A 21,066-nucleotide genomic window follows, 5' to 3' on the forward strand; every position below is an offset into this window, starting at 1 on the left:
GAGCTGAGCATGGCTATCGAATACCGCATCACCCTGGATGACGATCACGAGTTCAGCTATCGCATCGAGATCGACCGGGAATACGACGAGGAACGGGCCGCCATCGCGCCCAAGTGGACGCGGTTGGACTACCACCAGTGCAGCAACTGCCCGCTGAGCGTGGCGACCCATCCCAACTGCCCGGCGGCGGTGGACCTGCATCGGGTGATCGAGGATTTCCACGGCCTGCCGGCCTTCAAGAAGGCGGTGGTCTGGGTGCGCACCCCGGAACGGGAGTACGTGAAGACCGTGGGCCTGGAGGAGGGCCTGCGGGCGCTGCTGGGGGTGATCATGGCCACCAGCGCCTGCCCGATGCTGGGCAAGCTCAAGCCCATGGCCCAGCAGCACCTGCCGTTCGCCAGCAACCGGGAATTCATCCTGCGCACCGTATCCATCTACCTGGCGCGGCAGTACTTCAACATGCGCGAAGGGCGCCATGCGGACTGGGAACTGAAAGGGCTGGTGCGGCTGTTCCAGCAATTGCAGCTGGTCAACCAGGCGTTCTGGCAACGCATCCACGACACCTGCGAGGGCGATTCCAACCTCAAGGCGTTCCTTACCTTCTTCTCCATGGCCTCCAGCATGACCTATTCCCTGGAAACGCAACTGCAGAAGATCCGGCCACTGGTGATGAGCGCCGGCGAAGGCTTCGACTGACGGGGAAGGCCGCCGGCAGGCCGGCGGCGGCGTAACGGCTTACTCGGCTTTCTTCAGGCGCACGGCCAGCACGTCGCAGGGCGCGCCGTGCAGCAGGTCGTTGGCGGTGGAGCCCAGCAGCAGGGCCAGGCCGTGGCGGCCATGGCTGCCTACCACCACCAGGTCGCAGCGCTGCTCGGCGGCAAGCCGGTGGATTTCCTGGCGCGGCTGGCCGTAGGCCAGGTGGCGCTGGTCGGGTTGCAGCTCGGGGTAACGCGAGGCGAAGGTGTCTAGGCGTTCCCGGGCCTGTTCGAATTGCTGCTGCTGCAGCATCGACAGGTCCATCGGCACGTCACCGCCGAAGGCCATGGCCATGGGCTCGACGATGTGCACCAGGGACAGCTTGGCGTTGTTGGCCCGGGCCAGGGACTGGGCGCGCTCGATCACCGGGTGACAGTCTTCGGTGAGATCGACGGCGATCAGGATGTGCTGGTAGGTCATGGGGGTGTTCTCCTGAAGGACGGGGGAGGGGTACATGGCCGTGGGGCCATGGAAAACGGATTCGATGGCAGCAGGATAACCAAATGAGCATGGGCTGGGTGTTGCTGTTCGTTGCGCTGGCGCTGAGCCCGCTGGTCTGGCTCGTGCCGTCGCGCCGGCAGCGGGGCAGCATGGAGGTGCGCCTGCAGGCTCGTCGCCTTGGGCTGGCCATGCAACTCGTGCCCCAGGCGTGGCCGTTCTGGCTGGAGCGCGAGCTGCCCGGCAGTTGCCCGCAGTACCACCGGCCTCGCCTGCGTGGCCACGTCGACGCCTGGTGTTATTGGCAACTGGCCGAGGGGACCTGGCTCAACCAGTGGCGCGAGCCCTGCGAGGACCCGCGCCTGGTGGAGCATCTCGCCCGCCTGCCGGCCGACGTGTACAAGGCCGAAGCCACGCCGCAGATGGTCGCCCTGTGCTGGGGCGAGCGGGGAGGCGAGGAGGCCTTGCAGCGCGTGGACGCCTTCCTGCGCGCCCTGGCCTGACGCCAGCAGCGCTGCGTTCACTTGGCCATCGCCGCGTACTGGCCGGCGAGCGTCTCCAGCCCCTCGACGATCTGCCCCGCATAGCTGTTCACCACCATGGGTGCGCTGTTCTCGTCATGGTTGCGCAAGGTGGGCTGCAGGTAGCGCCAGGTGGTTTCCACGCGCTGCAGGGCCTGGCGGGTGGCATCGGTGTTCTCCGTCGCCTGGGCCAGGGCGTGCAGGCGCTTGTCGAACTCGTCCACCTGGCGATCCAGCAGGTCACTGCCTTTACCGCTGGCCCCGCCGCCCACCGAGGCGTTGCGTGCCGCATAGGCGGTGGCGATGTCGGCCATGAACAGGCCCAGGTCTCGGGCGCGCTGGGTCAGGGGTGGGACCTGCCAGGCCGCGTCCTGCTCGATCTTCAGGTAGAGGGCGTCCGCTTGTTGGCGCAGGCGGCGCTGCCGGGACACCGTGTCGGTGACCGGCTGCGGGTCGGTGAACCCCTGGCTGCGGTAGGTCTGCACCAGGGTGGTCAGATGGCTGGCATAGTCCTGCCAGGCCTGCCGCAGCGGGTCGACCAGGGCCCGCGAGCCGTCGCCCGGCAGCTCCCCCAGCTGATCCAGGGCCGTGGATGCGGCCTTGGTGGAGTCATCCAGCGCCTGGGCGTAGCGCCGATCCCCCTCCATTCCGCTGAACAGGTAGAAGTCGGTCAGGCTCTGCTGGCTGGCGACGCGCATCCGCTGCAACGCGGCGAGGCTCGCGGACGGGTCGGCCGCCGATGCCGGCGGGCAGCAGAGGCCGAGGGTCAGGCTCAACAACAGGACCGGCAGGTGGCGCGTCATGGGCATCTCCGGGAACCCGTGCAGGGTTTCGTTGTTGTTATCCTCAGGACGGGCCGATTCCGTCCATTGGAAAAATCGACTGTAGCGTCGGGTCGCCGGTTTATCCAGGCAGGGCCGGGCGGTCGCTAGAGTCTGGCGACCGCAGCGACTGCGACGACGCGTCGCGGTGGTTTCCGGCACGTGGTGCGCCGCGCCAGTCGCTTTCAGTGCAATTGACAATCGCACGCTTTTCCCCGAAGGTGTGCGGACCCCAATCAAACGGGCGTATGAATTGAGCGTTTGCTCCCTGGCAAGCGCCGTCACGACCCGATTTACCGCGTCGGCGGGTATGCCGTACGGATTGCGCCAAAGCCCACGGCACGTGCCTTGGGCGGCTCGCCGAAGGTGTCCGATGTGAAACTGTCCAGCTTCCATACCGTGGAGATCAGTTGATGATTTACGAAGGTAAAGCCATCACGGTTAAAGCTCTTGAGGGCGGCATCGTCGAATTGAATTTCGACCTCAAGGGTGAGTCCGTCAACAAATTCAACCGTTTGACCTTGAACGAACTGCGTCAGGCAGTGGACACGATCAAGGCCGACGGTTCGATCAAAGGCGTGATCGTCACCAGTGGCAAAGACGTGTTCATCGTCGGCGCCGACATCACCGAGTTCGTCGACAACTTCAAGCTCCCCGACGAAGAACTGGTGGCCGGCAACCTCGAAGCCAACAAGATCTTCAGCGATTTCGAAGACCTGGGCGTGCCCACCGTGGCGGCCATCAACGGCATCGCCCTGGGCGGTGGCCTGGAGATGTGCCTGGCCGCGGATTACCGCGTCGCCTCGGAAACCGCCAAGATCGGCCTGCCGGAAGTCAAGCTGGGCATCTACCCGGGCTTCGGCGGCACCGTGCGCCTGCCGCGCCTGATCGGTACCGACAACGCCATCGAGTGGATCGCCTCCGGCAAGGAGAACAGCGCCGCCGATGCCCTGAAGGTCAGCGCCGTCGATGCGGTGGTGAAGCCCGAGCTGCTCAAGGACGCCGCGCTGGACCTGGTCAAGCGCGCCATTTCCGGCGAGCTGGACTACAAGGCCAAGCGTCAGCCCAAGCTGGAGAAACTCAAGCTCAACGCCATCGAGCAGATGATGGCCTTCGAGACCGCCAAGGGCTTCGTCGCCGGCCAGGCTGGCCCGAACTACCCGGCCCCGGTCGAAGCCATCAAGAGCATCCAGAAAGCCGCCAGCTTCGGCCGTGACAAGGCCCTCGAAGTCGAGGCCACCGGTTTCGTCAAGCTGGCCAAGACCCCGGTCGCGGCAAGCCTGATCGGCCTGTTCCTCAACGACCAGGAACTGAAGAAGAAGGCCAAGGACTACGACAAGCAGGCCAAGGACGTGAAAATGGCGGCCGTGCTGGGCGCCGGCATCATGGGCGGCGGCATCGCCTACCAGTCCGCCGTCAAGGGCACGCCGATCCTGATGAAGGACATCCGCGAGGAAGCCATCGAACTGGGCCTCGGCGAAGCCTCCAAGCTGCTCGGCAAGCGCGTCGAGAAAGGTCGCCTGACCCCGGCGAAGATGGCCGAGGCCCTCAACGCCATCCGCCCGACCCTGTCCTACGGCGACTTCGCCAACGTCGACATCGTCGTCGAGGCGGTGGTGGAGAACCCGAAGATCAAGCAATCGGTCCTGGCCGAGGTGGAAGGTGCGGTGAAGGAAGACGCGATCCTCGCGTCCAACACCTCCACCATCTCCATCAGCCTGCTGGCCCAGGCGCTCAAGCGTCCGCAGAACTTCGTCGGCATGCACTTCTTCAACCCGGTGCACATGATGCCGCTGGTGGAAGTGATCCGTGGCGAGAAGTCCGGTGAGACCGCTGTCGCCACCACCGTTGCCTACGCCAAGAAGATGGGCAAGACCCCGATCGTGGTCAACGATTGCCCGGGCTTCCTGGTCAACCGCGTGCTGTTCCCGTACTTCGGCGGCTTCGCCAGGCTGGTCAGCGCCGGCGTGGACTTCGTCCGCATCGACAAGGTGATGGAGAAGTTCGGCTGGCCCATGGGCCCGGCCTACCTGATGGACGTAGTCGGCATCGACACCGGTCACCATGGTCGCGACGTGATGGCCGAGGGTTTCCCGGACCGCATGAAGGACGACCGCAAGTCCGCCATCGACGCCCTGTACGAGGCCAAGCGCCTGGGCCAGAAGAACGGCAAGGGCTTCTACGTCTACGAGACCGACAAGCGCGGCAAGCCGAAGAAGATCTTCGACGAGTCGGTGCTCGAAGTGCTCGCCCCGATCGTGTACGAGAAGCGTGAGGTGACCGACGAGGACATCATCAACTTCATGATGATTCCGCTGTGCCTGGAGACCGTACGCTGCCTGGAAGACGGCATCGTCGACAGCGCCGCCGAGGCCGACATGGGCCTGATCTACGGCATCGGCTTCCCGCCCTTCCGCGGGGGTGCACTGCGCTACATCGACAGCATCGGCGTGGCCGAATTCGTCGCCCTGGCGGACAAGTACGCCGACCTCGGCCCGCTGTACCACCCGACCGAGAAACTGCGCGAAATGGCCAAGAACGGCCAGAAGTTCTTCGGTTAATCGAGCGAGAGTGAAGATATGAGTCTGAATCCGAGAGACGCCGTCATTGTCGACTTCGGCCGTACCCCGATGGGTCGTTCCAAGGGTGGCATGCACCGCAACACCCGCGCCGAAGACATGTCCGCGCACCTGATCAGCAAGCTGCTGGAGCGTAACGAGAAGGTCAATCCGGCCGAAGTGGAAGACGTGATCTGGGGCTGCGTGAACCAGACCCTGGAGCAGGGCTGGAACATCGCCCGCATGGCGTCGCTGCTGACCCAGATCCCCCACACCAGCGCCGGCCAGACGGTCAGCCGCCTGTGCGGTTCGTCCATGAGCGCGCTGCACACCGCGGTGCAGGCCATCCAGACCGGCAACGGCGACGTCTTCGTCGTCGGCGGCGTGGAGCACATGGGCCACGTCGGCATGATGCACGGCGTCGACCCGAACCCGCACCTGTCGCTGTACGCTGCCAAGGCCTCCGGGATGATGGGCCTGACCGCCGAGATGCTCGGCAAGATGCACGGCATTACCCGCGAAGCCCAGGACCAGTTCGGTGTGCGTTCGCACCAGCTGGCCCACAAGGCCACCGTTGAAGGCAAGTTCAAGGATGAGATCATCCCGATGCAAGGCTACGACGAGAACGGCTTCCTGAAGGTGTTCGACTACGACGAGACCATTCGTCCCGAGACCACCCTGGAAGGCCTGGCCTCCCTGAAGCCGGCGTTCAACCCCAAGGGCGGTACCGTGACCGCGGGCACGTCCTCGCAGATCACCGACGGCGCCTCCTGCATGATCGTCATGTCCGCCCAGCGCGCCCAGGACCTGGGTATCCAGCCCATGGCGCGGGTACGGGCCATGGCGGTGGCGGGCGTCGACCCGGCGATCATGGGCTACGGCCCGGTGCCGGCCACCCAGAAAGCGCTGAAACGCGCGGGTCTGACCATCGAAGATATCGACTTCTTCGAGCTCAACGAAGCGTTCGCCGCCCAGGCCCTGCCGGTCCTCAAGGACCTCAAGGTACTGGACAAGATGGACCAGAAGGTCAACCTGCACGGCGGCGCCATCGCCCTGGGTCACCCGTTCGGCTGTTCCGGTGCGCGGATTTCCGGCACTCTGCTCAACGTGATGAAACAGAACGGCGGTAACCTGGGCGTGGCCACCATGTGCGTGGGCCTCGGCCAGGGCATCACCACCGTGTTCGAGCGCGTCTGAGGAACACCGCCGCGGCGTCGCAAGGCGCCGTGACGGCAGAGCCGGGGCCCAGTGCCCCGGCTTTCGTTTTTTCGCGAAACAGCCGAGGAGGGAACATGACCGTGCAACCGGGACTCTATCGTCATTACAAAGGCCGCCAGTACCGGGTGTTCGGCGTGGCCCAGCACTCGGAGAACGGCGAGCAGGTCGTGGTGTACCAGGCGCTGTATGGCGATTTCGGTCTCTGGGTGAGGCCGCTCGAGATGTTCGCCAGCACCGTGGAAGTGGAGGGCGAGGTGATCGCTCGCTTCGCCCTGCTGAGCGAGGAACCCGATCCCTTCCCGCGGGCCTGATCTCCTTTCTCCCGAGGCGGCGCCCTTGACCTGCCGGGAGTCGCCACTATATATAGCGGTGCCGCGCCAGGCGGCTCCCGCCTCTTTCTCCTCTTCGCATTCAGGAATCTTCTGATCCATGGGCAAATCGCTGGTCATCGTGGAATCCCCGGCCAAGGCCAAGACCATCAACAAGTACCTGGGCAACCAGTACGTGGTGAAGTCGAGCATCGGCCATATCCGCGATCTGCCCACCAGCGGATCCGCCAGCGCCGCCAAGGAACCGGCCAAGCGTGGCAAGGCCGCGGCCGCCGAAGCGCCCGCGCTGTCGCCCAAGGAAAAGGCCAAGCGCCAGCTGTTCGCTCGCATGGGCGTCGATCCCGAGCATGGCTGGAAGGCCAAGTACGAGATCCTGCCGGGCAAGGAAAAGGTGATCGACGAATTGCGCCGCCTGGCCAAAGAAGCCGACACCATCTACCTCGCGACCGACTTGGACCGCGAGGGGGAAGCCATTGCCTGGCACCTGCGCGAGTCCATCGGTGGCGACGAGAGCCGCTACCGGCGCGTGGTCTTCAACGAGATCACCAAGAAGGCCATTCAGGATGCCTTCTCCCAGCCGGGCGAGCTGGACATCAACCGGGTCAACGCCCAGCAGGCGCGGCGTTTCCTCGACCGCGTGGTGGGCTACATGGTGTCCCCGCTGCTCTGGCAAAAGATCGCCCGGGGCCTGTCCGCCGGCCGGGTGCAATCGGTGGCGGTGAAACTGGTGGTGGAGCGCGAGCGGGAAATCCGCGCGTTCGTCCCGGAGGAATACTGGGAGATCCACGCCGACCTGGGCACCGCCAAGGGGGCCAACGTGCGCTTCGAGGTCGCCCGGCAGAACGGCGAGGCCTTCAGGCCGCTGAACGAGGCCCAGGCCATGGCGGCGCTGGCGATCCTCAAGGCCTCCAGCTATAGCGTCGTCAAGCGCGAGGACAAGCCCACCAGCAGCCGTCCTTCCGCCCCGTTCATCACCTCCACCCTGCAGCAGGCCGCCAGCAACCGCCTGGGCTTCGGGGTGAAGAAAACCATGATGATGGCCCAGCGCTTGTACGAGGCCGGCTACATCACCTACATGCGTACCGACTCCACCAATTTGTCCGCCGATGCGCTGGCCATGGCCCGCAGCTTCATCGAGGACGAGTTCGGCAAGCAGTACCTGCCGGCTAAGGCCAACGTCTATTCCAGCAAGGAAGGGGCCCAGGAGGCCCACGAGGCGATCCGTCCTTCCGACGTCAACCTGCGTCCGGCCCAGCTCTCGGGCATGGAGCGGGATGCGGAGCGCCTGTATGAGCTGATCTGGCGCCAGTTCGTCGCCTGCCAGATGCCGCCGGCGGAATACCTGTCCACCAGCGTCACCGTGAAGGCCAGCGAGTTCGAGCTGCGTGCCAAGGGCCGCATCCTCAAGTTCGATGGCTACACCCGCGTGCTGCCGCAACAGAGCAAGCCTGGCGAAGATGCGGTGCTGCCGGATATGAAGGAAGGCGAGGGACTCGACCTGCTCAAGCTCGACCCGTCCCAGCATTTCACCAAGCCGCCGGCGCGCTTCTCCGAGGCCAGCCTGGTCAAGGAGCTGGAAAAACGTGGCATCGGCCGCCCGTCGACCTACGCGGCGATCATCTCCACCATCCAGGAGCGCGGCTACGTCACGGTGCAGAACCGCCGTTTCTATGCCGAGAAGATGGGTGACATCGTCACCGACCGGCTGAACGAGAGCTTCGCCAACCTGATGGACTACGGCTTCACCGCCGGCATGGAAGAGAACCTGGACGACGTGGCCCAGGGCGAGCGTGACTGGAAGCACCTGCTGGACGAGTTCTACGGCGACTTCAAGAAGAAGCTGGAAGTCGCCGAGGTGTCGGAAAAGGGCATGCGCGCCAACCAGCCAACCCTGACCGATATCCCCTGCCGCGAGTGCGGCCGGCCGATGATGATCCGTACCGCCTCCACTGGAGTGTTCCTCGGCTGTTCCGGTTATGCGCTGCCCCCCAAGGAGCGCTGCAAGGCCACCATCAACCTCATTCCCGGCGACGAAATCGCCGCGGATGACGAGGGCGAGTCGGAGTCGCGGGTGCTGCGCAGCAAGCACCGCTGCCCGAAATGCGGCACTGCCATGGACGCCTACCTGCTGGACGAGACCCGCAAGCTGCATATCTGCGGCAACAACCCGGACTGCTCCGGCTACGAGATCGAGCAGGGCCAGTACCGCATCAAGGGCTACGAAGGCCCGAGCCTGGAGTGCGACAAGTGCGGTAGCGAAATGCAGTTGAAGACCGGCCGCTTCGGCAAGTTCTTCGGCTGCACCAACCCGGCCTGCAAGAACACCCGTAAGCTGCTGCGCAACGGCGAGGCGGCACCGCCGAAGATGGACGCGGTGAAGATGCCGGAGCTGAAGTGCGAGAAGGTCAATGACACCTATGTGCTGCGTGACGGCGCGTCCGGCCTGTTCCTGGCTGCCAGCCAGTTCCCGAAGAACCGCGAGACCCGGGCGCCCCTGGTGAGCGAATTGATCCCCCACAAGGACGAGATCGATCCGAAGTACCACTACTTGCTGGATGCACCGCAAAAAGACCCTGAGGGCCGGCCTGCAGTCATCCGCTTCAGCCGCAAGACCAAGGAGCAGTACGTGCAGTCCGAGGTGGAGGGCAAGCCCTCCGGCTGGCGGGCCTTCTACGACGGTGGCCGCTGGAAGATCGAAGACAAGCGCTGAGTTTCGGTTGTTCCACCGGCGAGTCGCCCCGTGCGGCTTGCCGGTTCGACTCGACGCCGATGGCCTTGGCGCGCTAGGGTGCTTCGCCGGACCCAACGGGAGGAGTCGCCGCCATGGCCAACGAGCTGTATACCCGCACCAACCAGAAGCTGTACTTCGCCGGACTGGCCCTGGAGGCTTGGCGCAAGGCGGAACAGGGGCGTCCCATGAACGCCCAGGCACTGATCCAGGCCGAGCGCGAAGTGGCGCTGTTCCACCTGTACGGCGCCGTGCTGGGGTTGTGTCATGAAATCACCGGGTACTACCGCTTACCGCAGGCAAACGTCCTGCAGGTGGAGGCGTTGCTGACCGCTGAGGTGCTGATCGCCGCGCCTAACCCGGAATTGGCGGAACTGGTGGAGCTGGCCCAGCATAGCGAAACCTGGCTGGCGCAGTTGCTGGCTGCCTACCGCGGCTTGTTTCTGCCACCCCGCGAGACGAAACCGGCCAAGTCTGCGCCTGCGGATGAGCAGAGTGGGTTGATCGAGGCGGTCGCCCTCGACGAATCGGCCGACCCTGGTCACGTCGAACTGGAAGCCTGGCGGCAGTCTCTCAAGGCCTTGGCGCTACGCTACCGCGCGGCTCTGTCCGAATGCTGATGATCCGCTGACGACAAGGCGTGTTTTCCATCGTCATTCCTGCCTGTCTGACCCCCATGGACGGGCGCCGGGCGGGCTAGGGGCCGCGTAGCGCTGCTGCTACAATGCGCGCCCTTGCAAGGTGCCGTTCCCGCGTGGAGAAGAAGTCCGAATGCCAACGTCTTTCCTGGAAATCGTCGAATTGCCCGACGGGCGCATCATCCTGCGTCGCGCCGAGGACGAGGAAGTGCTCGTGACCCTGGATTTCTCCGCTGACGCCAAGGCATTTCTCCAGGGCCACCACGTGGAAGTGGCCAAGGCCATGTTCAACGTTGGTGTGCAAATGGCGGGGCGTCTGTCGGACGACGACCTGGAGCAGGACTACGAACCCCGGGTCCTCCACTGACCCAACGCGTTCGGTCCGGCTTATCGAAGTCGGACGTTGAGGCTCTGCGAGCGGCCCAGGCGAGCCGCCTGGACCAGTTCCTGGCGGGCCAGGCGATCCAGCGGGTCAAGCCAGCTCACCACGGTATGGCTGCGGCCCAGTCGCAGCGCCTCACAGGCCAGCTGCAGCGCCGTCTGGTTGCCCCGCGGGTTCAGCATGAGGATGCGCTCGCGGTTGGCACCGGCACGGCGCAGCCAGTCCTGGGTCTGCCCCGCGGGCGGCGCGATGAGGGTGAGCCAGCGAGCATCCTGGTCTTCGCTGAGGGCGCGGAGGATCGGCGCCAGCAGGTGCTGGCAGTTCCCGGCGCTGCCTCGCAGGGAGACTTCGCTGAAGGTTTCGCCCTCGTCCAGCCATTCATCCGGCAGCGTATCCGGCGACAGCGAGGTCACCGGCTGGCTGAACAGTGCTTCCTGGAACAGCGACAACTGGCCCCGGTCCAGGGACTGCGGAAACTGCATACGGCCTCCTAGCGGCGGATCACGCCGACACTCAAACCTTCGATCACCAGGTCCTGCTCGCGCAGGTCAACCTCGATGGGCGCGAATTCCGGGTTCTCGGCGATCAGCCAGACTTTTTCGCCTTCGCGCTTGAAGCGCTTGACCGTCACCTCGTCATCGAGGCGGGCCACCACGATCTGGCCGTTCCGTGCTTCCCGGGTAACGTGCACCGCGAGCAGGTCGCCGTCGAGAATGCCCACGTCCTTCATGCTCATGCCGCGTACGCGCAACAGGTAGTCGGCTTTCGGATGGAAGAAGGTGGGATTGATTCGGCAGGATTCCTCGATGTGTTGCTGCGCCAGGATAGGGGCACCGGCAGCGACGCGGCCGATGACCGGCAGGCCGTCGCTCTCGCCACCCGGCTCGAAACCGGGAATGCGGATGCCCCGGGAGGCGCCCGGGGTCATCTCGATGGCGCCCTTGCGAGCCAGGGCCTTGAGGTGTTCCTCGGCGGCATTGGGTGACTTGAAGCCGAGCGCCTGGGCAATTTCCGCCCGGGTAGGCGGGAAGCCGTTATCTTCCAGGCTGCGCTTGATGAACTCCAGGATTTCGGCCTGGCGGGGCGTGAGTTTCTGCATGGCGGCGCTCTGTCTTTTTATACAGTGGCTGGGATTATATACAGGAGAAGCTCCTGCGCAATGCCCGGATCGACCGACGGAGGGGTGACCGCCGGGGAAGCACGGTGGTGCATGGGGCGGCTTTGGTTTACAAGGGGTGTGACCGTTGCGTCGAAACATGAGGCATGAGACTTGACAAAACTGCAGCCTGAAACGTATGTTTCAAACAAGTGTTTGTCTGGTGGCTCTCCCCATGGCTCAATCGGAAACCGTCGAGCGTATCCTCGACGCGGCGGAACAATTATTCGCGGAGAAAGGTTTCGCGGAAACGTCACTGCGCCTGATCACGAGCAAGGCGGGAGTCAACCTGGCAGCAGTGAACTACCACTTCGGCTCGAAGAAAGCGCTGATCCAGGCGGTCTTTTCTCGCTTCCTCGGGCCGTTCTGCCAGAGCTTGGAGCGTGAGCTGGACCGCCGCCAGGGCAAGGGCGAGACTAGGGCCTCCCTGGAAGAACTGCTGGAAATCCTGGTGGAACAGGCCCTGGCGGTGAAACCCCGTAGCGGCAACGACCTGTCTATCTTCATGCGCCTGCTGGGCCTGGCGTTCAGCCAGAGCCAGGGCCACCTGCGCAAATACCTGGAAGAAGTCTACGGCAAGGTGTTCCGCCGCTACATGCTGCTGGTCCACGAGGCCGCGCCGCGTCTGCCGCCCCTGGAACTGTTCTGGCGTGTGCACTTCATGTTGGGGGCCGCGGCGTTCAGCATGTCCGGGATCAAGGCGCTGCGGGCCATGGCCGAGACCGATTTCGGCGTGAATACCTCCATCGAGCAGGTCATGCGCATGATGGTGCCGTTCCTCGCGGCCGGCATGCGCGCCGAGACCGGCGTCGTCGACGAGAGCCTCGTCAGCGCCGCCTTCAAGCCCCGCAGCAAGGCGCCAGCCGCCCCCGCCAAAGCCTGACCATGGGCGTGTCCGCCGGCATCGGCTAAGCTAGCCCGCCGGAACGGCCGCCGCGCTCCGCGCCGATGCCCGGCGCCGTTTCCTTTACTGCAGCCTCGGCCCGTCCGCCCGGTCGGGCCGTTTCGTTTGTCGAGGATTCGTCTGTATGAGCGTACAAGGCTCCCTGATGCTGGATGTGGCGGGCACCTGGCTGACCGCCGAGGATCGCCAGATCCTGCGCCAGCCGGAAGTGGCCGGCTTGATCGTCTTTGCCCGCAACATCGAGCATCCCCGGCAGGTGCGTGAGCTGTGCGATTCCATCCGCGCCGTGCGACCTGACCTGCTGCTGGCGGTGGATCAGGAGGGCGGCCGCGTGCAGCGCCTGCGCCAGGATGTCCTGCGCCTGCCGGCCATGGGCGAGCTGTCAGCCCAGCCCAGGGCCGAGGGTCTCGCCGAGCACTGCGGCTGGCTGATGGCGACGGAGGTGCTGGCGGTGGGGCTCGACTTCAGCTTCGCCCCGGTGCTCGACCTGAACCATGGCCGCAGTGGCGTGATCGGCACCCGGGCGTTCGACGGCGATCCGCAGCGGGTGGTGGACCTGGCCGGCGCGTTCGTCCGCGGCATGCAGGCCGCCGGCATGGGGGCCACCGGCAAGCATTTCCCTGGTCATGGCTGGGCCGAGGCCGATTCCCACGTGGCGATTCCGTCCGACGAGCGCACCTTGGAGGCGATCCGCGCCGCCGACATGCTGCCCTTCGCCCGGCTTGCCGGGGCGCTGGACGGCGTGATGCCGGCCCACGTCATCTACCCGGCGGTGGACGCCCGTCCCGCCGGCTTCTCCCGGCGCTGGCTGCAGGACATCCTGCGCGGCGAGCTGGGCTTCGACGGGGTCATCTTCAGCGATGACCTGTCCATGGCCGGTGCCCACGTGGTGGGCGATGCCGGCGAGCGCATCGAGGCGGCGCTCGCCGCCGGTTGCGACATGGGCTTGGTCTGCAACGACCGCGGCGCGGCGGAGCTGGCCCTGAGCCGGTTGCAGCACCTGCGGGCCACGCCGCCCGCCCGCCTGGCGCGGATGCGCCGGCGGGCCTTTCCCGGTAGCGAATACCGCAGCGATCCCCGCTGGTCGACCGCCGTCGCCGCGTTGCGCGACGCCCATCTGCTCGTTTGAGGTAGCCCATGACTGTCTACGCCATCATCGGCGGCACCGGCCTGACCCAGTTGGAAGGCCTGGAAATGAAAGCCCTGCTGAGCCCGGACACGCCGTTCGGCGCGCCCTCGGCGGGCATCGCCCGGGGTGTCTTCGCCGGGCGCGAAGTGCTGTTCCTCGCCCGCCACGGCCATCCCCATCGGATTCCGCCGCATCAGGTGAACTACCGCGCCAACCTGTGGGCGCTTAAGGAGGCGGGGGCCGAGGCCATCGTCGCGGTGAACGCCGTCGGCGGCATCCAGGCCGACATGGGCACCGGCCACCTGACGGTGCCGCACCAGTTGATCGACTACACCCACGGGCGCATCGGCACCTTCCACGAAGGCGAGCTGGACCACGTGACCCACATCGATTTTTCCCACCCTTACGACGACGCGCTGCGCGGGCGCCTGCTGGACGCGCTGCGGGCCTGCCGCTTTGCCCACAGCGACCATGGCGTGTATGGCTGCACCCAAGGACCGCGCCTGGAGACCGTGGCGGAGATCGCCCGGATGGAGCGCGATGGTTGCGACATCGTCGGCATGACCGGGATGCCGGAGGCGGCTCTGGCCCGGGAACTGGGCCTGCCCTATGCGTGCCTGGCACTGGTGGTGAACCCGGCGGCCGGCAAGAGCAGCGGGATCATCACCATGGCCGAGATCGAGGCCGCCCTGGCCGAGGGCATTGGCCGCATCCGCGAGGTCCTGACCTACCTGCTGGCGGCTTGACTCAGGCGCGGGGCAACGGGGCGAGGAGGGCGTCGATGTCCTCGTCCCGCAGTTGCCAGTCGCCCTCGTTCTTGCCTTCCAGGATGCTCGCGGCCAGCGCGGCCTTGTCCCGTTGCAGCGCCTGGATCTTTTCCTCGACGGTGCCCCGGGCGATTAGCTTGTAGACGAATACCGGCTTGTCCTGGCCGATCCGGTAGGCGCGGTCGGTGGCCTGGTTCTCCGCGGCCGGGTTCCACCAGGGGTCGTAGTGGATCACGCTGTCCGCGGCGGTGAGGTTGAGGCCGACGCCGCCGGCCTTCAGGCTGATCAGGAACACCGGCACCTCACCACGCTGGAAGCGTTCCACCGGTTCGCGGCGGTCGCGGGTGGAGCCAGTGAGTAGCACGTAGCCGATGTCGCGGCGCTGCAGCTCCTCCTCGATCAGCGCCAGCATCGAGGTGAACTGGGAGAACAGCAGCACCCGGCGGCCCTCGGCGAGCATTTCCCCCAGCAGGCGCATCAGGCTGCCCAGCTTGCCGGCCGGCTCGGCGTTGCCGCGGGCGGCCGTGGCCGCCCCGGGCTCGGCGAGGCGCAGGTCGCAGCACACCTGCCGCAGCTTCAGCAGGGCGTCGAGGATGACGATGCGGCTGCGGGCCAGGCCCTTGCGGTCGATCTCCTCGCGGATCTTGCGATCCATGGCCAGGCGCACGGTCTCGTAGAGATCGCGCTGGGCATCGCTCAGCTCCACCCAGTGGACGATCTCGGTCTTCGGCGGCAGCTCGCTGGCCACCTGCTCCTTGCGCCGGCGCAGGACGAAGGGCCGGATGCGGCCGTTGAGATGGGCCAGGCGCAGGGCGTCGCCGTGCCGCTCGATGGGCGTGCGGTAGTCCCGGGCGAAGCGCTTGGCGTCGCCGAGCCAGCCAGGCATGAGGAAGGTGAACAGCGACCAGAGCTCCCCCAAGTGGTTTTCCAGGGGCGTGCCGGACAGGCACAGGCGCTGCTCCGCCTGCAGGCGCACCACGGCCTGGAACGCCTTGCTGGCGGGATTCTTGATGTACTGCGCCTCGTCCAGGACCAGCACCGAGAAGGCTCGCCCCGCCAGGACGTCGGCGTCCCGTGGCAGCAGGGCGTAGGTGCTCAGCAGCAGGTCATGGTCGTCGATCCGCGGGAGCAGCTTGCGCCGTTGCGGGCCGTGCAGGGACAGTACCCGCAGCGACGGGGCGAAGCGCGCGGCCTCGTCCTGCCAGTTGGGGATCAGGCTGGTGGGCACGATCACCAGGGCCGGCCGGGCCAGGCGGCCGGCCTGCTTCTCGCCCAACAGGTGGGCGAGGGTCTGCAGGGTCTTGCCCAGGCCCATGTCGTCCGCGAGGATGCCGCCCACCTTCAGCTCCCGCAGGGTCTGCATCCAGCGCAGGCCCTGCAACTGGTAGGGGCGCAGGTTCGCCTGCAGGCCCTCGGGCGCGGCTACCGGGCGTGCCTGGAATTCCCGCAGGCGGCGGGCGAAGTCGCGCTGGCGCTCGCCACCCTGCCAGTCCAGGGCCAGCCCATCGAGGGCCGCCAGGCGCGCGGCATCGGGGGCCGCCAGGCGCAGCGCGTCGCCTTCGATCTGCTCGCGCAGGTAGAGTTCGCCGAGGGTCGCCAGCACCGGTTTGAGGCGGCCGAATGGCAACGCCACCTGTAAGGGGCGGCCTTCCACGCCGGTGACGTCCAGTTGCAGGCGCAGTGGCTCATCGTCGGGGTGGCGTTGCAGCTGGGCCGGGGCGAGCAGTTCGGGATAGCGGCGGATCAGGCGCAGCAGCACCGGCAGCAGGCTGATCCGTCGGCCCTCGACGATGATGCCCAGCTCGAGGTCGAACCAGTCGTGCTGGGGGGCCTCGTCCAGGTGGGCGTACCAGTTCTCCACGGTGCTCAGGTCGAACTGGAAGCCGGGGCGGATATCGATCCGCCAGCCGGCTTCCCGCAGGCCCGGCAGGTCGCGCTGGACGAACGCCTGCCAGTCGGCATCGCCGGGCAGCTCGAACATCTCCGCGGAGTCCTTGGGCAGGGCACCGCTCTGCCGCAGCGCCGGACGGAAGCCCAGGCCCAGCAGCGTCTCGCGCAGCGCCTGCTCGGCCTGGGGCTGGCGCCGCAGGGTGCTCACCTGCAGGCCGACGCGGCGCTCCGGCCCATGCACCTGGCGTTCGCCATAGCGGAACGACAGCCCGGCGCGGTGCTGGGGCTGGGTGAGCATGCGCCGGCTGCGGGCGTCGTAGTAGGTATGGGGGTGGCTGCCCAGGGCCAGGCAGGGCTGCGGCGCGCCCGCCTGGGGCGGCGTGGCCGGAGGCGCGGAGCGGGCATCCTCTTCCGGCGGCGCCAGGCTTTCCAGGTGCAGCAGCACCGCCGCGCAGTGCTTGCAGTTGTAGGCGACCGGGCAGGTGCAGGTCGCATTGACCGTATCGCCCATCAGCAGGATGTTCTGCCTGTAGAGGCGCTCCTGGCTGCTTCGGCAGTGGGCGAGGACCTGGCGCTCGCCCAGGGAATCCAGCCCTACCCGGCGCTCGTCGGCGTAGGCCTGGGCGCGGGCCAGGCTGCGGGCGTCGAAGGCCGCGCGCCAGGGCACGTGGGCAAGCAGGTCGTGGAACGAGGGCACGAACGTGGCCACCGACGCCCTAGAGGGGCGAGACCTTGATCAGCAGGCCCAGGCTGCCCTGGTCCAGGTACGTCAGCTCCCCGGGCTGCAGGCGCACCTCCTGGCGAAAGCGTTCGCTGGCAGTGAGCAGGCCGTTGGCATCGAAGCGATTGACCCACAGCCGGACCCTTGCCGGGATGGGACGCCCGTCATCCAGTTCAAGGTTGCCCTCCACGGGGAAGTGACCAAGGCGCTGTTCACCGCCGTCCAGCGCCACCCGCGCGCCCTGCTTCCAGGCCTTGTGCAGCAGTACCCGGTAGCCCTTGGCCGGCTGCAGGCGAGCCACCGCCTCGTCGAGGCGGGTGGGCAACTGGTTGGCGGGCGAGGGCGGCAGTGCGCCGGCGGCCCAGTCGTCCGGTGCCGCCGGGTGATCGACCGCCTCCTGGCCGGCCTGGCGGAACAGCACCAGTTCCACCTGGTAGGCGCCCTCGGCGAAGGCGCCGGTGGCCAGCAGTGAGGCGGACAGCACGAGGAAACGGGCGAGGCGCATGGGACTCCTTCAGCGAGATGCCCGGTGGCCCGGGCGGGCGCCGGGCGCCGCAGGCGCGAGGCCTGCGGCGGACCGGTTCAGGCGGCTTTCACCGCCAGGCGTTCCAGCAACGCCTCGAGGGTGTTGAAGCGTTCTTCGGCGCGTTCCATGGGGACCTGGAATTTGAACAGCGTAGCGCCTTCGAACTTGTAGCGTTTCGGCTGGCTCTGGATCAGTTTGATCAGCACCAGTGGGTCCACCTGGGTGTCGGCGGCGAACTCGATGCGCCCACCCTGGGGGCCGGCGTCGATCTTGCGGATGCCGAGCACCTCGGCGCGCAGCTTGAGCAGGGTCAGGCGGATGAGGCTTTTGGTGGGCTCGGGCAGCAGGCCGAAGCGGTCGATCATTTCCACCTGCAATTCCTTGAGGGCCTCTTCGTCCGCCGCCGAGGCGATGCGCTTGTAGAGGATCAGCCGGGCATGCACGTCCGGCAGGTAGTCCTCGGGGATCAGCGCCGGCAGGCGCAGGTTGATCTCCGGCCCCCCGCCCAGGGGTTGCTCCAGGTTCGGCTGCTCGCCCTTGCGGATGGCCTTGACCGCCCGCTCCAGCATTTCCATGTAGAGGGTGAAACCCACCGCCTGGATCTGCCCGCTCTGGCCGTCGCCCAGCAGTTCGCCGGCGCCGCGGATCTCCAGGTCATGGGTGGCCAGGACGAAACCGGCGCCCAGGTCCTGGGCGTTGGCGATGGCTTCCAGGCGCTTCTCGGCGTCCGGGGTCATCTGCTTGCGCGGTGGCGTGAGCAGGTAGGCGTAGGCTTGGTGGTGACTGCGCCCGACCCGGCCGCGCAACTGGTGCAACTGGGCCAGGCCGAACTTGTCGGCGCGTTCGATGAGGATGGTGTTGGCACTGGGCACGTCGATGCCGGTCTCGATGATGGTAGAGGCCACCAGCACGTTGAAGCGCTTGTGGTAGAAGTCGCTCATCACCCGTTCCAGGTCACGCTCGTTCATCTGCCCGTGGCCGATGCCGATGCGCGCCTCGGGGACCAGTTCGGCCAGGTCGGCGGCGCACTTCTCGATGGTCTTCACGTCGTTGTGCAGGTAGTACACCTGCCCGCCACGCAGCAGCTCCCGCAGCAGCGCCTCCTTGATCACGGCGTTCTGCTGCTCCATGACGAAGGTGCGGACCGACAGGCGGCGCGCCGGCGGCGTGGCGATGATGGACAGGTCGCGCATGCCGGAGACCGCCATGTTCAGGGTGCGCGGGATGGGCGTGGCGGTGAGGGTGAGGATGTCCACCTCGCTGCGCAGCGCCTTGAGCTGTTCCTTCTGGCGCACGCCGAACCGGTGTTCCTCGTCGATGATCACCAGGCCGAGGTTGTGGAAGCGCACGTCGCCCTGGAGCAGCTTGTGGGTGCCGATGACGATGTCCAGCTTGCCTTCGCCGAGTTTTTCCACGGCGTCGTCCACTTCCCGGGCGGTCTTGAAGCGGCTCATCACCTCGACCTTCACCGGCCAGTCGGCGAAGCGGTCGCGGAAGCTGTTGTAGTGCTGCTGGGCCAGCAGGGTGGTGGGCACCAGCACCGCCACCTGGCGGCCGCTATGGACCGCGACGAAGGCGGCGCGCATGGCCACCTCGGTCTTGCCGAAGCCCACGTCGCCGCACACCAGGCGGTCCATCGGCCGCGGCGCCAGCATGTCGGCCAGCACCGCGTCGATGGCGGTCTGCTGGTCGGGCGTTTCCTCGAACGGGAAGCCGGCGCAGAAAGTGGCGTAGTCGGCCTTTGGGTCGGTGAAGGCGAAGCCTTCCCGGGCGGCGCGGCGGGCATAGATGTCCAGCAGCTCGGCGGCCACGTCGCGGACCTGCTCGGCGGCCTTGCGCTTGGCCTTCTGCCACTGCTCGGAGCCGAGCCGATGCAGCGGCGCCAGGGCATCGTCGCTGCCGGTGTAGCGGGCGATCAGGTGCAGGCTCGCCACCGGGACGTAGAGCTTGGCCTCGTCGGCGTACTGCAGGGCGAGGAACTCGGCGGCCTGGCCGTCGAACTCCATGGTCACCAGCCCCAGGTAGCGGCCGACGCCATGGTCGATGTGAACCACTGGCGCGCCTTCGCGCAGCTCGGTGAGGTTCTTGATGACGTTGTCGCCGCCGTCACGGGTCTTCTCCCGGCGTCGGCGTTGCATCACCCGCTGGCCGAACAGCGGGCTTTCCGCCACCAGCGCCAGGCCGTCCAGCAGCAGGCCCTGGTCGAGGGGGGCCACGCAGATGCCCAGGCGCTGGTCGCCGTCGACGAAGGCCGGCCAGCCGGACACCTCGGTGGGCTTCAGCTTGAGCCGGGCCAGCAGTTCCAGCAGCACCTCGCGGCGACCGGCGGTCTCCGCGGTGAACAGTACCCGGCCGTCATAGCCGTCGAGGAACCGGCGCAGGGCACCCAGGGGCTCGCTGGCCTTGGCCTCGATGGCCAGTTCCGGCAGCGGACGGGCGTCGAAGCGCTCGCGGCCGATGCCGGTCTCCACATCCTCGGCGCTGGCCACCACCCGCGGCCAGCCCTTGAGCCGGGCGAAGCAGTCCTCCACCGGCAGGAACAGCTCGGCGGGTGGCAGGATCGGCCGCTCCAGGTCGCCGCGGCGGTCCTCGTAGCGGTTGCGCACGTCGTTCCAGAACTGTTCGGCGGCCTGCTCGATGCCCGGCAGGGAGAACACCTGTGTGTCCTCCGGCAGGTAGTCGAAGAGGGTCGCGGTTTCCTCGAAGAACAGCGGCAGGTAGTACTCGATGCCCGCCGGGGTGATGCCGCTGGCCAGGTCCTGGTAGATCGGGCAGCGGCGGAAATCCACGTCGAAGCGCTCGCGGAAGCGGCCGCGGAAGTCCGTCACCGCCTTCTTGTCCAGGGGGAATTCCCTGGCCGGCAGCAGGCGGATCGATTCCACCTTGTCCACCGAGCGCTGGGTCTCCGGGTCGAAGGTGCGCAGGGTCTCGATCTCTTCGTCGAAGAGGTCGATCCGGTAAGGCACCTTGCTGCCCATGGGGAAGATGTCGATGAGCGCGCCGCGCACGGCGAACTCCCCGTGCTCGTACACCGTGTCGACGCACCGGTAGCCGCCGGCCTCCAGGCGCGAGCGGGTAGCGGCGACGTCCAGCTTCTGGCCCACGTCCAGCACCAGGCTGCCGCCCAGCAGGAAGCGGGTCGGTGCCAGCCGGTGTAGGGCCGTGGCGATGGGGACTACCAGCACCCCGTGGCGCAGCTCCGGCAGCCGGTAGAGGCTGGCGATGCGCTGGGAAACGATGTCCTGGTGGGGGGAGAACAGGTCGTAGGGCAGCGTCTCCCAGTCCGGGAAGTGCAGCACCGGAAGCTCGGGGGCGAAGAAGCCGAGTTCCTGTTCCAGGCGCTCGGCGCTCTGGCTGTCGGTGGTCAGAAGCAGGGTGAAGCGGCGGGCGGCGCTGGCGGCCTCGGCGATCGCCAGGCTGAGCGCAGCGCCCGGCAGGTTACCCCAGTGTTGTTTGCCGGCCGCGGCGGGCAGGCTCGGAAGGCGCAATACGGGCACGGGCAGGCGGGACTCCGGTCGATTCGAGCGCGTCGATTGTAACGATCGGAGTGCGCCGCTGTCAGTGTCTCGTCCGCTGCAGATTGC

General features: G+C 67.0%; 18 protein-coding genes. 11 read left to right on the forward strand and 7 right to left on the reverse strand.

Annotated features, from left to right (window positions below):
• Window positions 1-9 precede the first annotated feature (9 nt).
• Window positions 10-696 carry a DUF6901 family protein gene (locus FM069_RS10010; RefSeq protein ID WP_143488157.1) on the forward strand — a complete coding sequence of 229 codons (687 nt, stop codon included), beginning with the start codon at window positions 10-12 and terminating at the stop codon, window positions 694-696.
• A 39-nt stretch (window positions 697-735) separates the two neighbouring features.
• On the opposite strand, the gene FM069_RS10015 is transcribed toward FM069_RS10010, so the two are convergent.
• Window positions 736-1,176 carry a universal stress protein gene (locus FM069_RS10015; RefSeq protein ID WP_143488158.1) on the reverse strand — a complete coding sequence of 147 codons (441 nt, stop codon included), beginning with the start codon at window positions 1,174-1,176 and terminating at the stop codon, window positions 736-738.
• 83 nt (window positions 1,177-1,259) lie between these two features.
• On the opposite strand from FM069_RS10015, the gene FM069_RS10020 reads away from it, so the two are divergent.
• Window positions 1,260-1,697 carry a hypothetical protein gene (locus tag FM069_RS10020; protein ID WP_143488159.1) on the forward strand — a complete coding sequence of 146 codons (438 nt, stop codon included), beginning with the start codon at window positions 1,260-1,262 and terminating at the stop codon, window positions 1,695-1,697.
• Between the two features lie 17 nt (window positions 1,698-1,714).
• Here FM069_RS10020 and FM069_RS10025 read toward each other — a convergent pair whose 3' ends face one another.
• Window positions 1,715-2,518 carry a hypothetical protein gene (locus FM069_RS10025; protein WP_143488160.1) on the reverse strand — a complete coding sequence of 268 codons (804 nt, stop codon included), beginning with the start codon at window positions 2,516-2,518 and terminating at the stop codon, window positions 1,715-1,717.
• A gap of 431 nt (window positions 2,519-2,949) precedes the next feature.
• On the opposite strand from FM069_RS10025, the gene fadB reads away from it, so the two are divergent.
• The 6 genes from fadB (at window position 2,950) to FM069_RS10055 (ending at window position 10,374) form a co-directional block, all read left to right on the forward strand.
• On the forward strand, window positions 2,950-5,097 hold the full coding sequence (fadB, locus tag FM069_RS10030; protein WP_143488161.1) for a fatty acid oxidation complex subunit alpha FadB: 2,148 nt from the start codon (window positions 2,950-2,952) through the stop codon (window positions 5,095-5,097).
• Between the two features lie 18 nt (window positions 5,098-5,115).
• Window positions 5,116-6,291, forward strand: coding sequence for an acetyl-CoA C-acyltransferase FadA (fadA, locus tag FM069_RS10035; protein WP_143488162.1), 1,176 nt, complete (start codon window positions 5,116-5,118; stop codon window positions 6,289-6,291).
• Between the two features lie 95 nt (window positions 6,292-6,386).
• Window positions 6,387-6,623, forward strand: coding sequence for a DUF1653 domain-containing protein (locus tag FM069_RS10040; RefSeq protein WP_143488163.1), 237 nt, complete (start codon window positions 6,387-6,389; stop codon window positions 6,621-6,623).
• Between the two features lie 118 nt (window positions 6,624-6,741).
• Complete coding sequence (gene topA, locus FM069_RS10045; RefSeq protein ID WP_143488164.1) at window positions 6,742-9,351, forward strand: type I DNA topoisomerase; 2,610 nt, start codon at window positions 6,742-6,744, stop codon at window positions 9,349-9,351.
• 113 nt (window positions 9,352-9,464) lie between these two features.
• The gene (locus tag FM069_RS10050; RefSeq protein WP_143488165.1) at window positions 9,465-9,989 is read left to right on the forward strand and encodes a DUF6586 family protein; all 525 of its coding nucleotides are present in this window, start codon (window positions 9,465-9,467) and stop codon (window positions 9,987-9,989) included.
• 151 nt (window positions 9,990-10,140) lie between these two features.
• Window positions 10,141-10,374 carry a hypothetical protein gene (locus tag FM069_RS10055; protein ID WP_143488166.1) on the forward strand — a complete coding sequence of 78 codons (234 nt, stop codon included), beginning with the start codon at window positions 10,141-10,143 and terminating at the stop codon, window positions 10,372-10,374.
• Window positions 10,375-10,394: 20 nt separating this feature from the next.
• On the opposite strand, the gene sulA is transcribed toward FM069_RS10055, so the two are convergent.
• Window positions 10,395-10,871, reverse strand: a complete 477-nt coding sequence (sulA, locus tag FM069_RS10060) for an SOS-induced cell division inhibitor SulA (RefSeq protein WP_143488167.1) — start codon at window positions 10,869-10,871, stop codon at window positions 10,395-10,397.
• Between the two features lie 8 nt (window positions 10,872-10,879).
• Window positions 10,880-11,488 (reverse strand): transcriptional repressor LexA, encoded by a 609-nt coding sequence (lexA, locus tag FM069_RS10065; RefSeq protein WP_143488168.1) that lies wholly within the window; start codon window positions 11,486-11,488, stop codon window positions 10,880-10,882.
• A gap of 232 nt (window positions 11,489-11,720) precedes the next feature.
• On the opposite strand from lexA, the gene FM069_RS10070 reads away from it, so the two are divergent.
• From FM069_RS10070 to FM069_RS10080, 3 genes are all read left to right on the forward strand, one after another.
• Window positions 11,721-12,428, forward strand: coding sequence for a TetR/AcrR family transcriptional regulator (locus FM069_RS10070; protein WP_143488169.1), 708 nt, complete (start codon window positions 11,721-11,723; stop codon window positions 12,426-12,428).
• A 145-nt stretch (window positions 12,429-12,573) separates the two neighbouring features.
• Window positions 12,574-13,578: a beta-N-acetylhexosaminidase gene (gene nagZ, locus FM069_RS10075; RefSeq protein ID WP_143488170.1), complete on the forward strand. Its 1,005-nt coding sequence runs from the start codon at window positions 12,574-12,576 to the stop codon at window positions 13,576-13,578.
• A gap of 8 nt (window positions 13,579-13,586) precedes the next feature.
• Window positions 13,587-14,324, forward strand: a complete 738-nt coding sequence (locus FM069_RS10080; RefSeq protein ID WP_143488171.1) for an S-methyl-5'-thioinosine phosphorylase — start codon at window positions 13,587-13,589, stop codon at window positions 14,322-14,324.
• A gap of 1 nt (window position 14,325) precedes the next feature.
• Here FM069_RS10080 and FM069_RS10085 read toward each other — a convergent pair whose 3' ends face one another.
• The 3 genes from FM069_RS10085 to mfd form a co-directional block, all read right to left on the reverse strand.
• Complete coding sequence (locus FM069_RS10085) at window positions 14,326-16,932, reverse strand: DEAD/DEAH box helicase (protein WP_143488172.1); 2,607 nt, start codon at window positions 16,930-16,932, stop codon at window positions 14,326-14,328.
• Between the two features lie 19 nt (window positions 16,933-16,951).
• Entirely contained in the window at window positions 16,952-17,461 is a 510-nt protein-coding gene (locus FM069_RS10090; protein WP_143488173.1) for a CsiV family protein, read from the reverse strand.
• Window positions 17,462-17,538: 77 nt separating this feature from the next.
• The gene (gene mfd / locus FM069_RS10095; protein ID WP_143488174.1) at window positions 17,539-20,979 is read right to left on the reverse strand and encodes a transcription-repair coupling factor; all 3,441 of its coding nucleotides are present in this window, start codon (window positions 20,977-20,979) and stop codon (window positions 17,539-17,541) included.
• Window positions 20,980-21,066 lie beyond the last annotated feature (87 nt).

This window comes from Pseudomonas mangiferae, from assembly GCF_007109405.1.
In the GTDB taxonomy this organism is placed as follows: Bacteria; Pseudomonadota; Gammaproteobacteria; order Pseudomonadales; family Pseudomonadaceae; genus Pseudomonas_T; species Pseudomonas_T mangiferae.

Bases quoted from the DNA above. Each gene is read 5' to 3' on its own strand.
- FM069_RS10010 (WP_143488157.1), top strand. From the start codon at position 10: ATGGCTATCGAATACCGCATCACCCTGGATGACGATCACGAGTTCAGC.
- FM069_RS10015 (WP_143488158.1), bottom strand. From the start codon at position 1,176: ATGACCTACCAGCACATCCTGATCGCCGTCGATCTCACCGAAGACTGT.
- FM069_RS10020 (WP_143488159.1), top strand. From the start codon at position 1,260: ATGAGCATGGGCTGGGTGTTGCTGTTCGTTGCGCTGGCGCTGAGCCCG.
- FM069_RS10025 (WP_143488160.1), bottom strand. From the start codon at position 2,518: ATGACGCGCCACCTGCCGGTCCTGTTGTTGAGCCTGACCCTCGGCCTC.
- fadB (WP_143488161.1), top strand. From the start codon at position 2,950: ATGATTTACGAAGGTAAAGCCATCACGGTTAAAGCTCTTGAGGGCGGC.
- fadA (WP_143488162.1), top strand. From the start codon at position 5,116: ATGAGTCTGAATCCGAGAGACGCCGTCATTGTCGACTTCGGCCGTACC.
- FM069_RS10040 (WP_143488163.1), top strand. From the start codon at position 6,387: ATGACCGTGCAACCGGGACTCTATCGTCATTACAAAGGCCGCCAGTAC.
- topA (WP_143488164.1), top strand. From the start codon at position 6,742: ATGGGCAAATCGCTGGTCATCGTGGAATCCCCGGCCAAGGCCAAGACC.
- FM069_RS10050 (WP_143488165.1), top strand. From the start codon at position 9,465: ATGGCCAACGAGCTGTATACCCGCACCAACCAGAAGCTGTACTTCGCC.
- FM069_RS10055 (WP_143488166.1), top strand. From the start codon at position 10,141: ATGCCAACGTCTTTCCTGGAAATCGTCGAATTGCCCGACGGGCGCATC.
- sulA (WP_143488167.1), bottom strand. From the start codon at position 10,871: ATGCAGTTTCCGCAGTCCCTGGACCGGGGCCAGTTGTCGCTGTTCCAG.
- lexA (WP_143488168.1), bottom strand. From the start codon at position 11,488: ATGCAGAAACTCACGCCCCGCCAGGCCGAAATCCTGGAGTTCATCAAG.
- FM069_RS10070 (WP_143488169.1), top strand. From the start codon at position 11,721: ATGGCTCAATCGGAAACCGTCGAGCGTATCCTCGACGCGGCGGAACAA.
- nagZ (WP_143488170.1), top strand. From the start codon at position 12,574: ATGAGCGTACAAGGCTCCCTGATGCTGGATGTGGCGGGCACCTGGCTG.
- FM069_RS10080 (WP_143488171.1), top strand. From the start codon at position 13,587: ATGACTGTCTACGCCATCATCGGCGGCACCGGCCTGACCCAGTTGGAA.
- FM069_RS10090 (WP_143488173.1), bottom strand. From the start codon at position 17,461: ATGCGCCTCGCCCGTTTCCTCGTGCTGTCCGCCTCACTGCTGGCCACC.